Here is a 15,598-nt window from a genome sequence, read left to right as displayed (position 1 = left end):
TCGCAGGACTGCCCGTGACGGCTAACTCCGTGACATTTTTCGTGACGCCGAGCCATGCTCACCCTGGCGATATCACCAAAAATTTCACGAAAGACCGGAGGGACGACATGGACCGCCCAGCGTGCGCAGGTTGCAGCAAGCCGTTGCCTCGCCCAAGCGGACGCGGCCGTCCGGCGACATACCACGGCACCACCTGCCGCAAGCGGACTCGGCTTACCGTCGACCCCGGCCGCGCCGATCTACTGCGCCTACTCGACCGCGTCGGACGCGCCGCAGCCGCCGCGCGTCGCGCCGCAATGTCCGGCGCAGCCCCCAGCGCCACAATCGCCGAATTGGTCGTCCTGGCCGAGCTCTATGGGGCAATTGAGCATCCGAGATCTGCCCTAGGAGCTTTCGGTCTAGGCATCGTCTAACACAAACAGCTAGATCGGGGCGGCACAACTGGACACCTTTGTCTTCCGATATGCCAAGAAGTATAAACAGAGCCGCCAGATCGAGCAGGCCAGTAAAAAACCAACAATAGAAGACTCTAGTCGACTCTCGACAGTCATCACTACCCGCGATTGACGCGACCCGCGATTGCCGAAGTGCATCATGCCGGGAGATCACAGGGTGTAACACCTTGAGGACACGGAACGACAAGTTCTCCATATCGCAGACCGGCCGAGACGGAGCTCTACATGACCGCAGCCCTAAGTACCTCAGCGGAACAAAATGCCGCCAAAGCGGAGAAGTTGCCGGCATTTTCTGGATTCAGCCTCACTCATCTCCGCGGCGAATTGACCGAGGCGCTTAGCCTAGTCGGCCGACTTGGCATATTCGAAGAATATACCAAGCATGACATTTCACACATTGATGGACTACTTAGGGTTTACGATTGGCTAATTCCGACTCGCACACAGAAAATAATGACACCAGCCGACTGGCTTCTCATAGTACTAGCCAGCTATCTACATGACTTCGGCCTCCTGGTCACCAGAAACGAATACGAGAATAGAACCAGATCAGGGTTTCCAGAATATAAATCTGAGCTACATGGCGACGCAATTGGAAACGCTGACATTCTATCATACATCGCAAGTTTAGACGTCGATCGAAGCGAACAGTTCCTATATCAAGAATTTGTCAGAAAGAATCACGCCGCCCGAATTAGAAGTTGGCTAGTCGGAGAAGTCGACGAGAACCTTGGTTACGACCTCGCCGTAACCAACAAACTTAGCGCACTCTTGGCTAACCTCAACTCTACCTTTGTTCAAGACCTGGCTCTTGTATGCGAAAGTCATCATCTTGATGATATCTATAAGACTCAGAAATATCCAGTGAGCAATCCTTACGGAGCGACCACGGAAGAAACGGCCAATGTTCAATATTCCGCGATCCTCCTTCGTGTCGCCGACCTGCTTCACATCACTCGTGAACGCGTGCCCTCAACTGCCTTCCAACTGATCAGCCCACGTAATCCTACAAGCCAACTCGAATGGGCCAAGCAAGATGCAGTGCGCTCCGTTCGCTCCCGAGCCGCACTTGGAGAAGACGGAAACGTCGACCTCGAAGCCGACCGTGACACAATCGAAGTACATGCGACATTCCATGATTCAGACGGGTTCTTCGGCTTAACCACTTACTTGCAGTACGCAAGCAAGGAGCTGGCAGAATGCAACAAGTGGGCAGCAAATTCGGTGAAACGACTAGGGTCAAGATACGAGTTTCCTTGGCGCAAGATTGACACAACTCACGTGAAGGCTTCCGGATTTGTCGCGAATCCGTTCGAATTTCAGATAGACCAGCACAAGATCCTTGATCTTCTCACTGGCCATACTCTATACAATGACACAGGTGTAGTCGTAAGAGAACTAGTTCAAAACGCAATAGACGCAGTTAGATTAGAAAACGAAACCGGCCAAGATGATGAATACGAGCCGGCCGTGTCCATTAGATGGAACCCTGAAGATCGTCTGCTTTCTGTAACCGACAATGGCACCGGCATGACACAGGAAGTCATTGAGGCCAACTTTTTGAGAGTAGGCTCATCTCGCTATAGCGACCCTCAGTTCGTCAAAGAACATCCTAATTACTCAGCAATCAGCCGTTTCGGAATCGGCGTCCTGTCGGCTTTCATGGTTGCTGACGATGTTCAAGTCGTCACCGTAAGCAGGGATGAGACAAAGGCACGACAACTAACACTCAGAACAGTCCACGGTCAGTACCTGATAAAACTCCTAGAGAAAGCGTCCGACCAAGTAGCGAATGAAATACGGCGCCATGGGACACATATCTCTCTAAGACTTAGACAGAGCGCCAAGCTAGTGGACGTGTTCGAAACCTTGCGAAAGTGGATTGTTATACCTCGCTGCAAAGTCGCCTACAAGGAAGACGGACAGGCCGCCGAGCAGAGTATCGGGCACGCCAGCGTAAAAGAAGCACTCAGAGAAGTTCTTACCGAATCAGGTCCCGCAGTTGAGTCCGCTGGAAAGCTAGTCGACCGCTTTGGCAGCGAGATTCAAATTCGGGAATCAGATTCATCAGGCATCGCTATTGCATATGCAGTCAGATGGAATAGATGGTTCTCCGAGTGGGAATTTCTCCCCACCCCGCGCCAGGATGCGCCCGGCAGGCAGCCAAATGAATTCGCTCTCGGAATTTGCGTCGAAGGCATCCGAGTTACAAAAGAAACACCCGGCTTCGCTGCCAACACCATATGGTCGATAGTCAATGCCACTGGCCACACTGCACCGAGAACGAATGTCGCAAGAGACGCACTAGAAGTCACTTTAGAGTACAATGAGCTTTTCAAGAAAATATACTCGACGTACGTGGACCACATCAAGGATGAAATCCAGAGGATTAAGTCTGATGGGTCTTCCTCGCTTACCCGTGCGGTAAGAGAAGCCAGTTATCTTTCTGGCCGCATCTCGAGCGAGGCAAGATTTCCTTCCGGTCGATGCTTTGCTCAACTAAGTGAAGCACTAGAGGATGTGCCGGCGTTTCTTGTCGAAGAATCCGGCGAACGAATGGCCCTCTCTCTCCACGAACTGAATGAATACCCCCAACTAGTAAGCGTCGAAAGCAAGCTTGTCCAACACATGGAGTACGTGCTCAACGCCCTGCCTGCCAATGTAGCGCTAACAAAGATACTATCGGAATTCTCGAACGGCACCTTCGAATTTAGCTCAGCACCACTGATTTGCGGGCAGATGCACGAAGGCCCTTTCAATTTGGCCTTCAGAAAGAGTCGCGAGATCACGACCATAAGCGCCGATGGAAACAAAAGACAGGTTCTGCTTTCATGGTCAAATCGGGGGAAAACACCTATCTGGATCACTAGCAACCCTAGAACTTGGGACTTTATCCCTTCTGTTTCCGAAGACATAATGTCACGCCTAGTCCAAGATAGACGTCAGTCTTGCTATGTACCCGCCCACCTGGATTCTGTTCATACGTCCGGCCTCGATGGCTATGATGGAGTCAGTGTCCTACGTGAACTCTACCTATTGCCCCATAGCCCGTTGATGCAAATTCGGGGAAATTTGGTGAGCGAGACCGAAGAAGACGAGACCTATCGCGTCGCATGGGTGATATCGGTTGTTGCCTCTCTACTTCTTGGAGAACGAAACTCCCTGAGAGGTTACGGGGGCGATTACTTCCCGACTGGAGCGACCGCGGATAACGTGGTGGAAATTCTTCGCGTGAATCCTGAACTCGATTTCATTGATTTGGACTCAGTGCGTGAGGCGATCAACGGGTGCCAGAGGACGATCTTTGACATCAACCAGTGGGAGCGAGATAAATGACAGCGGGCAGCCGACGAGACCTTGATGCGTTTCTGCTCGACATCACCCCCGGTTCAGCGGGTGATACTTCACAACATGAAGTCTTTCAAGCCTTATGCAAGGTGCATGTCGAAACGATAAGTTGGTACCTTGCCGAGAAGCGACGCAAGGCCTTTGCGGCCAAGTTCCTGCGAGGAGTCTCAATTGTTTTCCTCACCGCTGGTTCAATGATTCCACTATTTGCTCCCATTTATCAATCCGTTAGTCCGTACTGGGGATACATCCTCTTGGGCGTAGCGGCCGCCGCGCAGCTCGTCGATAGGCATTTCGGCTTCACCAAGGCATGGAGTCGCTGTGTCGCGAGCGCAATGGAAGTAAATAGTAACCTCCTCAAGATGCAGGCAAGGTGGTGGGTGCCGCAGGATCCTCCAAAGGAAAGCCAGAGCGATTTACTGACTCTTTACGCCGACAACCTTGGCGCAATCATTTCATCCGAGACAGCTGGCTGGGTTGACGAAATGGCGAAAGTAGCACAGGATCTGGAAGGACAACTGGGGCGGAGAATACATGGAGAATCACACCGATAACCTCCTCTCCGCGGCGACAACAGCCAAGATGGCGATGCAACGTTTACGATCAATCAAATTAATTCACTCGCCAGTTGACTGCGATGTGCGTTGGAGAAGAACAATCAGCATCGTCTCCAGCGCTCATGTCCGCGACTTCCGGCCGTCCACCGTGCGGACGCCACCGTTGAGCGGCAAGTCCACGAGCCCGTCTTGACGCGGGTGCTACGGTCCGCCGGGCACGATGAGCGACGTTCCCACTATCCGGCGTCTTCGCGCGTCACCGTGCGGACTATTGGTGCCGAAGGATTCGTGACGGAATCCATGTTCGCGGCAACGCTGACGTCACTGGCTCGCTCGTGTCGACCGCCGAGCACTGCCTGCAGAGCGAGAACGACCGCGACGCTCATGACTCCGGACGCATCGGTGGCCGGAGTGCCGAGCGATGCGCGGTGACGATCTCGGCAGCTGTGTTCGCGACCCTGCCGAGCGCCTTCACGTGCTCGGTCAGCCGGTCGAGCCCAAGCACCGTAAGGCGGAGCTTTACGCGGCGTCCTTCGGTACGGGTCTCCAGGTACCCAGCGGCGCGCAACCGCTCGACGTGTGGCTCGAACTTCCGCTCGCTCAGACGCAACCCGCCCCGGACAACGACGTCTTCGCACCAGCGCATGTCGGCCAGCAGGCACGCGATGAACAGCCGCACCGGCAGGAGCAGCAGCGGGTCAAGCTCGCGTTGAAAGGCCGGCATGATCGGCCGCGGATCCCACGTCATTGGCCGATCGCCGGATGTTCGGCGCCTCCCGGGGTGGGTGCACGATGGAGGCAGGTCATGCAGGGCATTCCGACCGGACGCTCGAGCAACTCAAGCTCGCCGGGCCCGAACGCAGCGCCACAGTACGCGGTCAGTCGCTCCGGCGTGTTCTCCTCCGCAGGGACCGGGAACACGTGAACGACGCGGCGAGACTCGCCAACCGTGCCGGGCAACGGGCGCGCGATGATCAGGCGAACCGTCATCGGGCGACTCGCCGGGCGTGGTGATCGGCGGGAACGGGCGCGGTCGGGGCGCCGCCCGTTCCCGCCGACGGCGTGGTCCGGCCGCCCTGCTCAGGAATGAGCCGCACGCGTTGAGGCGGGCGCGGCGGCAGGGCGGCCGGAGTCTGGAGGCAGCCGAACAGGCGACGCCAACGCGACGGCTTCCTGTGGCATGCGCGTTCGGGCGCTGGCGGGGTCGAACGACGGCGGACCAGCACGTTGCACGCGCCGCACCGACGGCCCGGAGGCACCAGACAGGAGTCGAACGGCACTTCGCGGCCGCACAGCGAGTCGTAGCGACCCGTCTGGAGCGCGATGCTGTCGGCGAGGTCTTCGTCGGTGACGGCGTGGTCCAGGTTGTCGGCCACGCTGCGGTGCCAGGTCACGTACAAGCGCGATGGCCGCGAGACGCGTTCGCCGCTGGTCACGTTCACTCCCTGGTCGCCGGATGTGTTGAAATCATCCAAGCCCGAGTACTCGGCTGAACCCAGAGCGCAAACGTTGGAGTTCCGGGGCGGAGATGTGGCAGTCACTCGATCTACCTGGTGGTATGCCTGCTAGGCTGTGATCACTGTCAGCAGAGCGGGGTGTTCGGATGGTCAGCGTTCGTCGGCGCGAAGAGCTTGTTTCAGCTCGCAAGGCGGCCGGGCTGACTCAAGAGAAGCTCGCCGAGGTGATGCGCGTCGACCGATCGACCGTCATCCGGTGGGAAGCCGGCGAGTACGCGCCCCTGCCCTACCAGTGGCCGAAGCTGGCCAAGGTACTCGGCCGCTCAGCCGACGAGCTGCGCGAGCTGATCGGCCTCCGCCTGCCCCAGAAAGCGCCCGTGCTCCAGTCGAGCCTTGAACCCGCGTTCGGCTGGCTCGATCGGCACGTCGGGTGGCCTCCAGGAACCACGCGCACGCGAGTCTCAGCGGCCGCGCCAGCGAGGTCGCATGGTGGAGCTACGGCCGGGCGAAGTCTCGTGGCTGAGACCCTGGCGAGCTACTACGACGATTCGGTTCCTGGTCATGCGCAGTACGCCGCGCGGTGCGGTCCGGTTCGGACAGCGACCAGCGTCCTGACACGGCCCGAGTGGCTGGATTTGGCTTGCCCCTTGACGTTTGAGGGCGACCAGCTGGCGTTGGCAGCCGACGGCGAGGCATCGCGCGAGCAGGTAGACGCGGCCGCCGCGGTTAGCAGGCTAGCCGAAGCCGCGACCCACGACGTACGTATCGCCGACGTGCCGCTCTACCGGCTCATGGACGTGCAGGTTCGACCAGGGACGGTCGGCGGAAAGGTCAGCGTGGTGCCGTTCGTCGAGTACGCGCTGAGCGTTGACCTTCTCGAACGCGAGCTACATGAGAGCCTGGCGGCCGGTCGCGACCGGTTGCCGCTCCGGGACCGGTACCTGCCCGATCTTCCTGCCGTGCTCGACCTTCAGGGACGCCTTTGCGCCGGTGGAGTTCTTGCCTTGACGGCGATCGCCCGGCCGGCCGACCCGTACCGCGGAGAAGCGGACTACCTCCTGTTGATCCAGGAGCGCTCGGGACGCGTGCTGAACACTGCACGCAGGCTGGCCGTGATCCCGAAGAGCTTCCACGCACCCCTTGCCAACCACCGTGCCGACGCGCGGATCGGTGCCACGCTGCGGCGCGAACTGGAAGAAGAGCTATTCGGGCGGCTCGACGTCGACCGAACGACCGGAACGCAGCGCGCCGCCGACCCGATGCACCCGAGCAGGCTGTCTGCTCCGATGCGGTGGTTGAGCGAGCAGTCTGGTCGGCTGCGGATGGAGTGCACGGCGTTCGGGTTCAACCTGGTCAGCGGCAACTACGAGTTCGCCAGCTTGGTCGTGATCGAGGATGAGGAGTTCTGGCCGCGGTTTGGTGGCGACGTCGAAGCGAACTGGGAGGCCGCCGGGCTGCGCCAGTACTCGACGCTTGACGGTGAATTGATCAGCGAGCTGATCGGTGACGAAACCTGGAGCAATGAGGGGTTGTTCGCATTTCTCCAGGGCTTGCGTCGGCTCGCCGAGATCGGCGGCGATCGAGTGAGAATTCCCGCCGTCGAATTAGGTTGCTGATGGCCAGCGGACGGTGAGGACTACTGAATCTGCCAATGCTTCCCAGGAATGGTCGACTCCTGGACCCCACATCACGTAGTCGCCCTGCCGATTCATGATCTTGCCGCCGCCGGTGACTTCGACGCGGAATTCCCCGGAGACGAGCATCACCAGCGTGGTCCGCTGGTCGTCGGAAGTCCACTCAGGACGTTTGTCGCCCGCGGGGTGGTTGGCCCACTTAACTTCCACGTCTTTGGAGGCGCGGACACCCTGCGACGGGTCGATGAAGTGGCCGACCAGCCAGCCGCGCGTGTCGGCCGCGTCGTCGTTGGCGTTGCCGGCGGTCCAACCGTCGTTCACTGGCTGATCTCCCATTCGATCTCGGGCAGTTTCACACGCTCTCCGCCGATTTGCGCAAGGCGTCTGAGTCCTTGCGCCATGGCGAACAATCCTTCGTTGCTCCACGCTACATCACCTAGCAACTCGGTGACGAGTTCGGCGTCGGTAGTCGAATACTGACGAAGAGTCGCGGATTCCCAGTTTGCTTCCACCACTCCGCCGTAGCGTGCCCAGAATTCTTCGTCGTCGATGACGATCAGGCTGGCAAACTCGTAGTTCCCGCTGACGAGGTTCAGGCCGAACCCGGTGCACTCCATCCGCAGGCGGCCGGACCCTGCCATGAGCCAGCTCATCGGCTCGGTGAGCTTGGTCGGGTGCAGCGGGTCGGCGGCCAGCATGTCGCCCAGGGTGTTGTCGATGTCCGGGCGGCCGAACAGCTCCTCTTCCATCTCGCGGCGGAGCGTCATGCCGACCTGTGCGTCCCGGCGGACGTCGGTGAGCGGCTGGTGGAAGCCCTTCGGGATCACCGCGAGCCGGCGCGCGGCGTTGAGCACGTGGCCGGACCGCTCCTGGACCAGGAGCAGGTAGTCCGCGTCTCCGCGGTACGGGTCGGCGGGGCGGGCGATCGCGGTGAGCGCCAGTACGCCACCCGCACACAGGCGGTCGCCGACGTCGAGCACTGACCGGAGATCCGGCAAGTAGCGGTCTCGGAGCGGCATGGCGGTCGAGCCGGTGGCCACGGCGTCCACCAGCTCGCCTTCGAGCAGGTCGACTGTCAGCGCGTAGTGCACGAACTGGGACATGCCGAACGTTCCGCCGAGCTGGTGTTCACGGATGTCCGTACTCGTGAGCCTGTAGATCGGGCTGTCCGTCAGCCGGGTGTTCATGGACAGTGTCTCGGCGAGCCGCTGAACGGCGCGGCCGGCGGAGTGGTTGTCCAGGTCCAAGTCGGCTTCAGGCTGCGCGCTCGGAACGCGGAACCGGTCGTGCGGCGGGCGCAGTTCGCAGTCCAGGTCCAGCCAGTCTGCGCAGGTCAGGACGCTGGTGTTCATGGTCAGCCCGCCGCACCGCGCGGTGTACAGGCCGTGGTCGTCGACCCGAAAGCCGTAGTACGTGACCAAGGTGTCCGCGACGTCGCGCTGGCTGACCCAACCGCGTCGCGTGCCACGGTCGTGAAGGTCCTGGACGTTGATGCTCGCGACGCGCTCGGCGACGGCGCGGCGCGCGGTGCCGGGCGTCCAGTGGGCATGCCGGTCGAGCCATTCGAGAGCCGCGCCGATGTGGGGGTCCGCGGCGAGCCGCCGGTCGGCCTCCGTCGTGTCGACGGCCGCCGCTTCGCCGATCAGCTCGGCGAAGCGGGCGCGCTCGGCCTCCGACGCCCGTTCATGGGCGGTGTCCAGGACCTGTTGCATCTCCGACTGCGGCCGGAGATCCGGTTTCTTGTGCCAGGACGCGACCGTGCGCGCGCTGATTCCGAGGTGTTCGGCGAACCGCTCTTGACTGAGCCGCAATGCCGATTGCAATGCGACCGCTGTTCGCCCCGTCCATCCCCCGGCCGGACTCATCGCGCTCCCGAATGTCGCTGATCTGCGGTGGTTGTGCAGTGATGCTGCGGTGCTTGTGCATGGGTTGCGACGCCGTTCCGGCCTTGAATTAGAGGCATGGAAAACACCTCGCTCACCCAGTCGCTAACGCTTCGGCTTCACGTGCTCGACCACGGTCGCAAGGCTCGTTTGGACGTCCTCCAGCCGGTCGGTGATCTCAGCCAGTCGCTGTTCAAGTGCGTCCAGTCGGGACCACAGTTCGTGGCCGTCGTCGGCCGGCTCGTCCGGGTGCGGCGGCGTGCGGTTCTGCAGCACGGCCAGCAGATGTTGCGGATGCCAGCCGAGGGTCGTGGACAGGGCTTCGAGCGTCCGCGCACTTCGGCGGCGCTCCACGGTGTGGTGCTGGAGCTCGCGCACGATCGCCTGCGACACGTGCGACCGCTCGGCCAGCTCGCGTTGCCGCCAGCCGAGTTCGTTCACGCGCATGTTGATCGCCTTGGCGACTGCCGCCCAGTCCTCCGTCACGTATTCCTCCGCGCTCCGCCTCAGCGCCGAGATTAGCGGTTCGTCGAGCTTTCACCGCGCCGCATAGCGCATTGCCTGCGGCGCGTCGAACAAACACGTCCGACTAAGAGCTGAAATCAACAACATAGTCTTGAAATCAACAGATTGGTTCTCTCATGAACGCCAAAACGACCTTTCACACCATTCCCGAGTCCGCGTGGATTCTCGGCGTCTCCCGCAACACCGTCAGCCGGGCAATCCGGACCGGCATGCTCCGCGCCACCCTCTGCCGCTCCGGGCTGCGCGTCTCGTCCGCCGAGCTGACCAGGGCCCTTCTGGACGGAGGTGCGGCATGGAAGCCGACGACCTCTGGCTGATCGGCATCGCATGGCGGCTCGATCGCCTGCGGTGGGTGCCCACCGATGTCCTGCGCGACGTCGTGGCCAGCGATGGAGCCTGCATGACGCCGTCGTCGGAGGCCGGTCCGCCGGACGCTCGCGATGACCGCGAGTTCGCCACGCTGTTGTGCGGCGGCTGCCCGGTCCAGGACGAGTGCCTTGAACTGGAGCTACGGACTGCCGGCGCCGACACGGTTGGCGTCTGGGGTGCGATGACCGACGACGACCGGCGTGCGCTGCACCCGCACTGGCTGCGTCGCGGCGAGCGTTTCGAGCGAGGTGCGCGATGAACGGACTCACCGTGACGCCCACGCAGATCCTCGCCGGTGTCGGCGTGCTGATCGTCCTGTTCTGGGTCTGGCGGGCCGGTGCTCGTCGGGCGAAGGCCGCCGCCGAAGCTGCACGGAGTGGTGCGCGGCTCGTGTCGCTGGCCGGGCGGGTGCTGTTCAACGCCGGGCTGATCGTCGCCGTCCAGTGGGTCGTGATCGCTCACCCGGGTAGCCGGTGGCTGCTGCTCGCCGTGCTCGGGCTGCCCGCGCTGTTCGCGTCTTACGCGCTGATCCGCGCCATGACCGTGACCACGATCGACACCTCGAAGCGGGGTGGTCGGCGATGAACCGGGCTCAACGGCTCGCACAGGATGCAGCCGAAGCCGCGGAGGTGCGCGCTTACCAGACCGATCCGGACGTCGTCGCGCTGCGGATCGAGCGCGTGCGGCGGCAGGTCGACTGGATGTGCTGGTCCGGGATCGTGCTCGGGCTGGCGTTCACGATGACCAACGTCCAAGGCTTCGCGTCATCCGGCACGCGGCCGGGGTCGCTCCCCTGGCTGGCCGCGTGGGTGCTGGACCCGACCGTCTCTCTCGTTCTGCTGGCGATCCTGCGGGCCGAGCAAGTCACCGCCAGGTACCAGGTCCGGACGGGAGCATGGGTGCGGCGGGCGAAGTGGTTCACGCTCGCTGCCACCTACGTCATGAACACCTGGACGTCGTTCGCGGCCGGAGAAGCCGCGGCGATCGTGCTGCACTCCGTGCCGCCGCTGGTCGTGTTCGTCGCCGTCGAGGCGATCACCGACCTGCGGGACAAGCTGACCGATGCCGTACTGGTAGCCGCTGAACGGCGTCCCGCACAGCAGGAGACCGGCGGGCGGCGCGTGCTGTTCGCCGACTACCTCGCCATCGCTCGAGAGATGTGGACGCCGGACATCGAGATCACGCCGGCATGGGTGCGGCGGGCAACCGGGTGCTCACGTGGCCTGTCGCCCCGGCTGGCGCGGGCCCTGCGGGCGGAGGTGGGCCATGACTGACTCGTTGCCGGTCAAGGCCGATCCCGTGCTCGACGGCGAGCTGGTCGACGACACGTTGCCGCAGCCGCGTCCGCGCGCACCGAAGAGGAATCGCTTCGTGTTGTGGTGGCTGCACTCACCGCGCGTGCCGTTGTGGCTCAAGAGCAAGCCTCAGGCAAGGCAAGCACTCAAGGATGCCGTGGTGTGGCTCGTGTTGTCGCCGTTGCGGTTCCTCGGTGCGGTTGTGCGCGGTGTCGTAGTCGGCGCGCGGTGGTGGCGCGGTTGGGTGACCGTCCGGGACTACCGGACGGCCGCCGAGGAGTCGGAGAAGCTGGCCGACAAGTTCACCGAGATTCGAGCGCTGACGTTGTTCCGGTGGAAGGTCACCGGTGCCGTCGTGGTCGTGACAGCTGTGGCGGTCGCCATCGTCGATCTCGTGTACGGCACCGATCCTCTGTGGATCGGCGGCGCCACTGCCTCGGTGGCGCTCGCGGTTCTCGGGCGAAGGAAGGATGGCAGTCCCGGACGCAAGCCAGCGCTCGCCGGTCCGCGAACGTTGACGTGGACGATGGACCCGCAGGTCCTGGTGGACGCGTTCCGCGACGCGAAGCTGATCGGCAAGGACGAGACGTTGCGGCTCGTCGAGCGAGCAACACGCGTCGGCGATGGTTGGGCGGTCACCGTCGATCTCCCCGCCACCCGCAAGGCGGCCGATGTGGTGAAGAACCGGGACGCACTCGCGTCGGCGCTTGCCGTCGATGAGGTGCAGCTCATCGTGGAGCGCGTCCGGGGCAATGGCGGGCACGCTGGCCGCGTGTCAATGTGGGTGGCCGACGAGGACCCGTACGCGTCGCCTCCGTTGCGGACGCCCTGCTCGGCGTGACGCAGTGGGACGCGTGGCGACCGATCCCGTTCGGACGAGACGCGCGAGACCGGCGGATAGACCTTCCGCTGGTGTGGACGTCGCTGCTCGTGGGTGCGATTCCGCGGCAGGGTAAGACATTTGCTGCACGGCTCGCAGCGGCTGGACTCATCTTGGACGCGTGGGTGCGGTTGTATGTGGCGGACTTCAAGGCCGGGAAGGACTGGGACGCGGCCGGCCTGGTGGCGCATCGGTTCATGTCCGGAGACGAACCCGAACACGTCCTTGCCCTGGTGGACTGGCTAATTGAGCTGGTCGGCGAGGTTCAGACGCGGTTCCGGCGGATGCGTGACCTGGACGACCTGACGTGCCCGGAGTCGAAGGTCACGCCGGAGATGTCCCGCGACAAGGCGCTGGACATGCCGATTACGGCGATCTTTATCGATGAGGTCCGGGTTCCCTTGGAGGACCGCACACCCGTTGACGTGCAAGGAAAGAAGCTTCCCGCGGGTGAGTACGTCGGCGAGCTGCTGACGTGGCTGGCGAAGAAGGGACCGGCCGCGGGGATCGTGCTCGTGCTCGCCACGCAGCGGCCGGACTCGAAGACGATCCCGTCCGGGCTGCGGGCGGTGCTCGGGTCGCGGTTCGCCCTGCGGGTGATGGACTGGCGCGACTCGAACATCGTTCTCGGCGAGCAGATGAACACGCGCGGGTTCGACTCGTCCCGGCTGCTGCCGTCGCACAAGGGCGTGGGCATCCTGCGGCCGGATGGCGACACAGCGGCCGGGGCGGATGTACTGGCTATGACGGTCCGAACCTACTACATGCCGAACGAAGACTGGCGGACTATCTGTGAGCAGGGCCGGGCGCTGCGCGAGGCGGCCGGGACGCTGACCGGGCACGCGGCCGGACAGGACGCGACGCCGGTGCTCGACCGCGCTGCGGCGGTCAAGGCAATCGGTGCAAGTCATCCCGTTGACGCGGTTCCGTCGCCGGGCGAGCTGCCTGAACTGCTCGCGTCGCTCGTCGAGTACCTGGGCGACGACCTGGGCCCGGATGGCAGGGAGTTCGTGCCCACAGCTGAGCTGCTGGGCGCCCTGGAGATCGACCGAAAGACGTTCGCGCAAGAGATGACCGACCTGGGATGCCGGCCGACGCGAGACCGTGTGACCGGCGAAGATGGCGACGTTCGGCAGGTCCGCGGGTACTTGACGGCTGAAATTAGGAGCGCCATTGGTCGCGTAACCACCGAGAGCGGTGTGACAGACGAGGACGGCCGACCGTGAGCGCCGCTCGTTCCGAAGAGCCGCAGATCCGGGTTATCCTACCTGCGAGATTGCCTGAGCTGACGCCCGCCGTCGCACGCGCATTGCTGGCCGTTCTGATCGAGGTTACTGAGGTGCCGGTGCTGGACGTGCCGGTGGAGGAGGTGAACGGTGGCAGCTGAAATCATTAGCGACCCGTGGGCAACGCTGGATGACCTTCTGGGGCTTGAGGTCGCCGACGTAGCGGACGACGGGATCGGGACGTTGGCGGCCTACGGCCGGTGCTCGACCGAGGACAACCAGGACCCGGAGACCTCCCGCGGTTGGCAGTTCGGGAACGCGCGCAAGTTCGTCGAGCCGCTAGGCGGGCAGATCGTGGCGGAGTTCTTCGACGTCGGGCAGTCGCGGTCCGTCCCGTGGGAACGACGAACCGAGGGCGCGCGGCTGCTCGCCGAGTTGAAGAATCCGCGCCGCGGATGGGATGCGATTGTCGTCGGCGAGGGCACGCGGTGTTGGTTCGGCAACCAGTTCTCGCTTATCGCGCCGAAGTTCGCCGCCTACGGGGTTGATCTGTGGGTCCCAGAGCTGGGCGGCAAGTACGACGCGCGGAACCCGTCGCACAAGATGCTGATGAGCGTGCTCGGCGGGATGAGCGAGTCCGAGCGGCAGCACGTTCAGGCTCGCGTCCGCGCGGCAATGGACGCGCAGGTGATCAACGAAGGACGGCACCAGGGTGGCCGGGCGCCGTACGGCTATGTGGTCGTCGACAGTGGTCCGCATCCAAACCCGCGGAAAGCTGCGGAAGGGTTCAAACTGCGAGTGCTGGCGATCGACGAGGCGACGGCGGACGTGGTGCGGCGAATCTTCGCCGAGTACCTCGACGGCAACGGCGATCGAGCGATCGCCAACCTGCTCAATCGGGACGGCATTCCTTGTCCCTCTGCGCACCGGCCGGACCAGAATCGGCACCGGCTTGCCGACGGCTGGCAAGGCAGCTCAGTGCGGGCGATCCTCGACAACCCGCGATACACCGGCTACGCCATCTTCGGGCGCTGGACGAAGCACGAGACATTGCTTGACCCGGAGGACGTTGCCGCGGGCCACGTGGTGCGTTTCAAGCGCGCCGCTCCCGACCGGATCGTACGGTCGCGCGAGCAGGCACACCCGGCGATCGTGTCCGTCGAGACGTTCACGCAGGTTCAACTACTGCGCCGATCGAAATCGGCAGGCGGGTTAAAGACTGCACGCAAGGCGGAGCGGGGCGCCCGAAAGACGGCACGGTCGTACCTGCTGCGCGGGCTGGTCCGATGTGGAGTATGCGGCCGGAAGATGCAAGGCGCGACGATCAGGAAGGGCGCCTACTACCGCTGCACCTCGCGGACCATGGCGCCTGGCGCGTTGAAGCTGGCGGATCACCCGAAGACGGTGAACCTGCGTGAAGGCGTGGTCGTCGAGGCGCTCAACGGATGGCTTCACGAGCTGTTTCACCCGGACAACCGCGACCGAACGGCGGCCGCACTACTGGGGTCGGACGGCAGTCAAGCCAGCGGTGGTCCACTGGAAGCCGCCCGGAACCGGCTGGCGGACGCGGAGGCAAGGCTTCAGCGGTATCAGGCCGCGATCGCGGCCGGCGTCGAGCCCGAAGCACTCGTCGACCCGATCAACCAGGCACAAGCCGAACGAGCCGCCGCAAAAGCACAGATCGAGAGCGTTCCAGCCGACTCGACGGTAAGCCGCGCCGAGATCTACGCGAGGATCGATGCACTCGGCGACGTCTGCGGGACACTGGCCAACGCGACCACGGCAGGTATGAGCCGCCTGTACCGCGCGTTGAACCTGGAGCTACGCTACGAACCAAAAGAGCTGGCCGTCTATGCGACGACCAGCCCGGGTGTAGATAGTGCGTGTGTCCGAGGGGGGACTTGAACCCCCATACGTGGGATATCTCCCGTGTTTGGGGAGATCATGCGCTCAGTGTAGCGCAGAGTCA

General features: G+C 62.9%; 13 protein-coding genes and 1 pseudogene. 8 read left to right on the top strand and 6 right to left on the bottom strand.

Annotated elements, in window-relative coordinates; all coding sequences use genetic code 11:
- Positions 1-680: 680 nt before the first annotated feature.
- Together ABZX11_RS43490 and ABZX11_RS43485 are read left to right on the top strand one after the other, a co-directional pair.
- Complete coding sequence (locus tag ABZX11_RS43490) at positions 681-3,791, top strand: ATP-binding protein (protein WP_354924474.1); 3,111 nt, start codon at positions 681-683, stop codon at positions 3,789-3,791.
- Complete coding sequence (locus ABZX11_RS43485) at positions 3,788-4,357, top strand: SLATT domain-containing protein (protein ID WP_354924472.1); 570 nt, start codon at positions 3,788-3,790, stop codon at positions 4,355-4,357. The genes ABZX11_RS43490 and ABZX11_RS43485 overlap by 4 nt, the downstream gene beginning before the upstream one ends.
- A 385-nt stretch (positions 4,358-4,742) precedes the next feature.
- Here the strand turns inward: ABZX11_RS43485 and ABZX11_RS43480 are convergent, their stop codons facing one another.
- Genes ABZX11_RS43480 through ABZX11_RS43470 form a run of 3 tightly spaced genes read right to left on the bottom strand, consistent with a single transcriptional unit; the run spans position 4,743 to position 5,796 of the window.
- Positions 4,743-5,108 (bottom strand): MarR family transcriptional regulator, encoded by a 366-nt coding sequence (locus tag ABZX11_RS43480; protein WP_354924470.1) that lies wholly within the window; start codon positions 5,106-5,108, stop codon positions 4,743-4,745.
- Entirely contained in the window at positions 5,105-5,350 is a 246-nt protein-coding gene (locus ABZX11_RS43475) for a hypothetical protein (RefSeq protein WP_354924468.1), read from the bottom strand. Before ABZX11_RS43475 ends, ABZX11_RS43480 begins: the two co-directional genes overlap by 4 nt.
- A complete protein-coding gene (locus ABZX11_RS43470) occupies positions 5,347-5,796 on the bottom strand; it encodes a hypothetical protein (protein ID WP_354924466.1) in 450 nt (149 codons plus the stop codon). Before ABZX11_RS43470 ends, ABZX11_RS43475 begins: the two co-directional genes overlap by 4 nt.
- A gap of 167 nt (positions 5,797-5,963) precedes the next feature.
- Between ABZX11_RS43470 and ABZX11_RS43465 the strand changes: the two genes are divergently transcribed.
- The gene (locus tag ABZX11_RS43465) at positions 5,964-7,433 is read left to right on the top strand and encodes a helix-turn-helix transcriptional regulator (protein WP_354924464.1); all 1,470 of its coding nucleotides are present in this window, start codon (positions 5,964-5,966) and stop codon (positions 7,431-7,433) included.
- Here ABZX11_RS43465 and ABZX11_RS43460 read toward each other — a convergent pair.
- The 3 genes from ABZX11_RS43460 to ABZX11_RS43450 all read right to left on the bottom strand — a co-directional run bounded on the left by ABZX11_RS43460 (position 7,422) and on the right by ABZX11_RS43450 (position 9,820).
- A complete protein-coding gene (locus tag ABZX11_RS43460) occupies positions 7,422-7,772 on the bottom strand; it encodes a signal peptidase I (protein ID WP_354924462.1) in 351 nt (116 codons plus the stop codon). The genes ABZX11_RS43465 and ABZX11_RS43460 overlap by 12 nt on opposite strands.
- Positions 7,769-9,316 carry a transcriptional regulator gene (locus ABZX11_RS43455; RefSeq protein WP_354924461.1) on the bottom strand — a complete coding sequence of 516 codons (1,548 nt, stop codon included), beginning with the start codon at positions 9,314-9,316 and terminating at the stop codon, positions 7,769-7,771. Before ABZX11_RS43455 ends, ABZX11_RS43460 begins: the two co-directional genes overlap by 4 nt.
- 123 nt (positions 9,317-9,439) lie before the next feature.
- A complete protein-coding gene (locus ABZX11_RS43450) occupies positions 9,440-9,820 on the bottom strand; it encodes a helix-turn-helix transcriptional regulator (protein ID WP_020640049.1) in 381 nt (126 codons plus the stop codon).
- A 331-nt stretch (positions 9,821-10,151) separates the two neighbouring features.
- Here ABZX11_RS43450 and ABZX11_RS43445 point away from each other — a divergent pair, with 331 nt between their 5' ends.
- The 5 genes and pseudogenes from ABZX11_RS43445 to ABZX11_RS43425 all read left to right on the top strand — a co-directional run bounded on the left by ABZX11_RS43445 (position 10,152) and on the right by ABZX11_RS43425 (position 15,534).
- The gene (locus tag ABZX11_RS43445) at positions 10,152-10,487 is read left to right on the top strand and encodes a WhiB family transcriptional regulator (protein ID WP_354924459.1); all 336 of its coding nucleotides are present in this window, start codon (positions 10,152-10,154) and stop codon (positions 10,485-10,487) included.
- A complete protein-coding gene (locus ABZX11_RS43440; protein WP_354924457.1) occupies positions 10,484-10,813 on the top strand; it encodes a hypothetical protein in 330 nt (109 codons plus the stop codon). The genes ABZX11_RS43445 and ABZX11_RS43440 overlap by 4 nt, the downstream gene beginning before the upstream one ends.
- A complete protein-coding gene (locus ABZX11_RS43435) occupies positions 10,810-11,502 on the top strand; it encodes a hypothetical protein (protein WP_354924455.1) in 693 nt (230 codons plus the stop codon). Before ABZX11_RS43440 ends, ABZX11_RS43435 begins: the two co-directional genes overlap by 4 nt.
- Positions 11,495-13,629, top strand: a pseudogene (locus tag ABZX11_RS43430) (cell division protein FtsK). Before ABZX11_RS43435 ends, ABZX11_RS43430 begins: the two are co-directional and overlap by 8 nt.
- A gap of 150 nt (positions 13,630-13,779) precedes the next feature.
- A complete protein-coding gene (locus ABZX11_RS43425; RefSeq protein WP_354924453.1) occupies positions 13,780-15,534 on the top strand; it encodes a recombinase family protein in 1,755 nt (584 codons plus the stop codon).
- The last annotated feature ends 64 nt before the right edge of the window (positions 15,535-15,598 follow it).

The sequence above is a fragment of the Amycolatopsis sp. NPDC004169 genome (assembly GCF_040610315.1).
GTDB lineage: Bacteria > Actinomycetota > Actinomycetes > Mycobacteriales > Pseudonocardiaceae > Amycolatopsis.
Note: the sequence above shows the minus strand (reverse complement) of the source record. Positions and strands in the feature narration are given on the sequence as shown.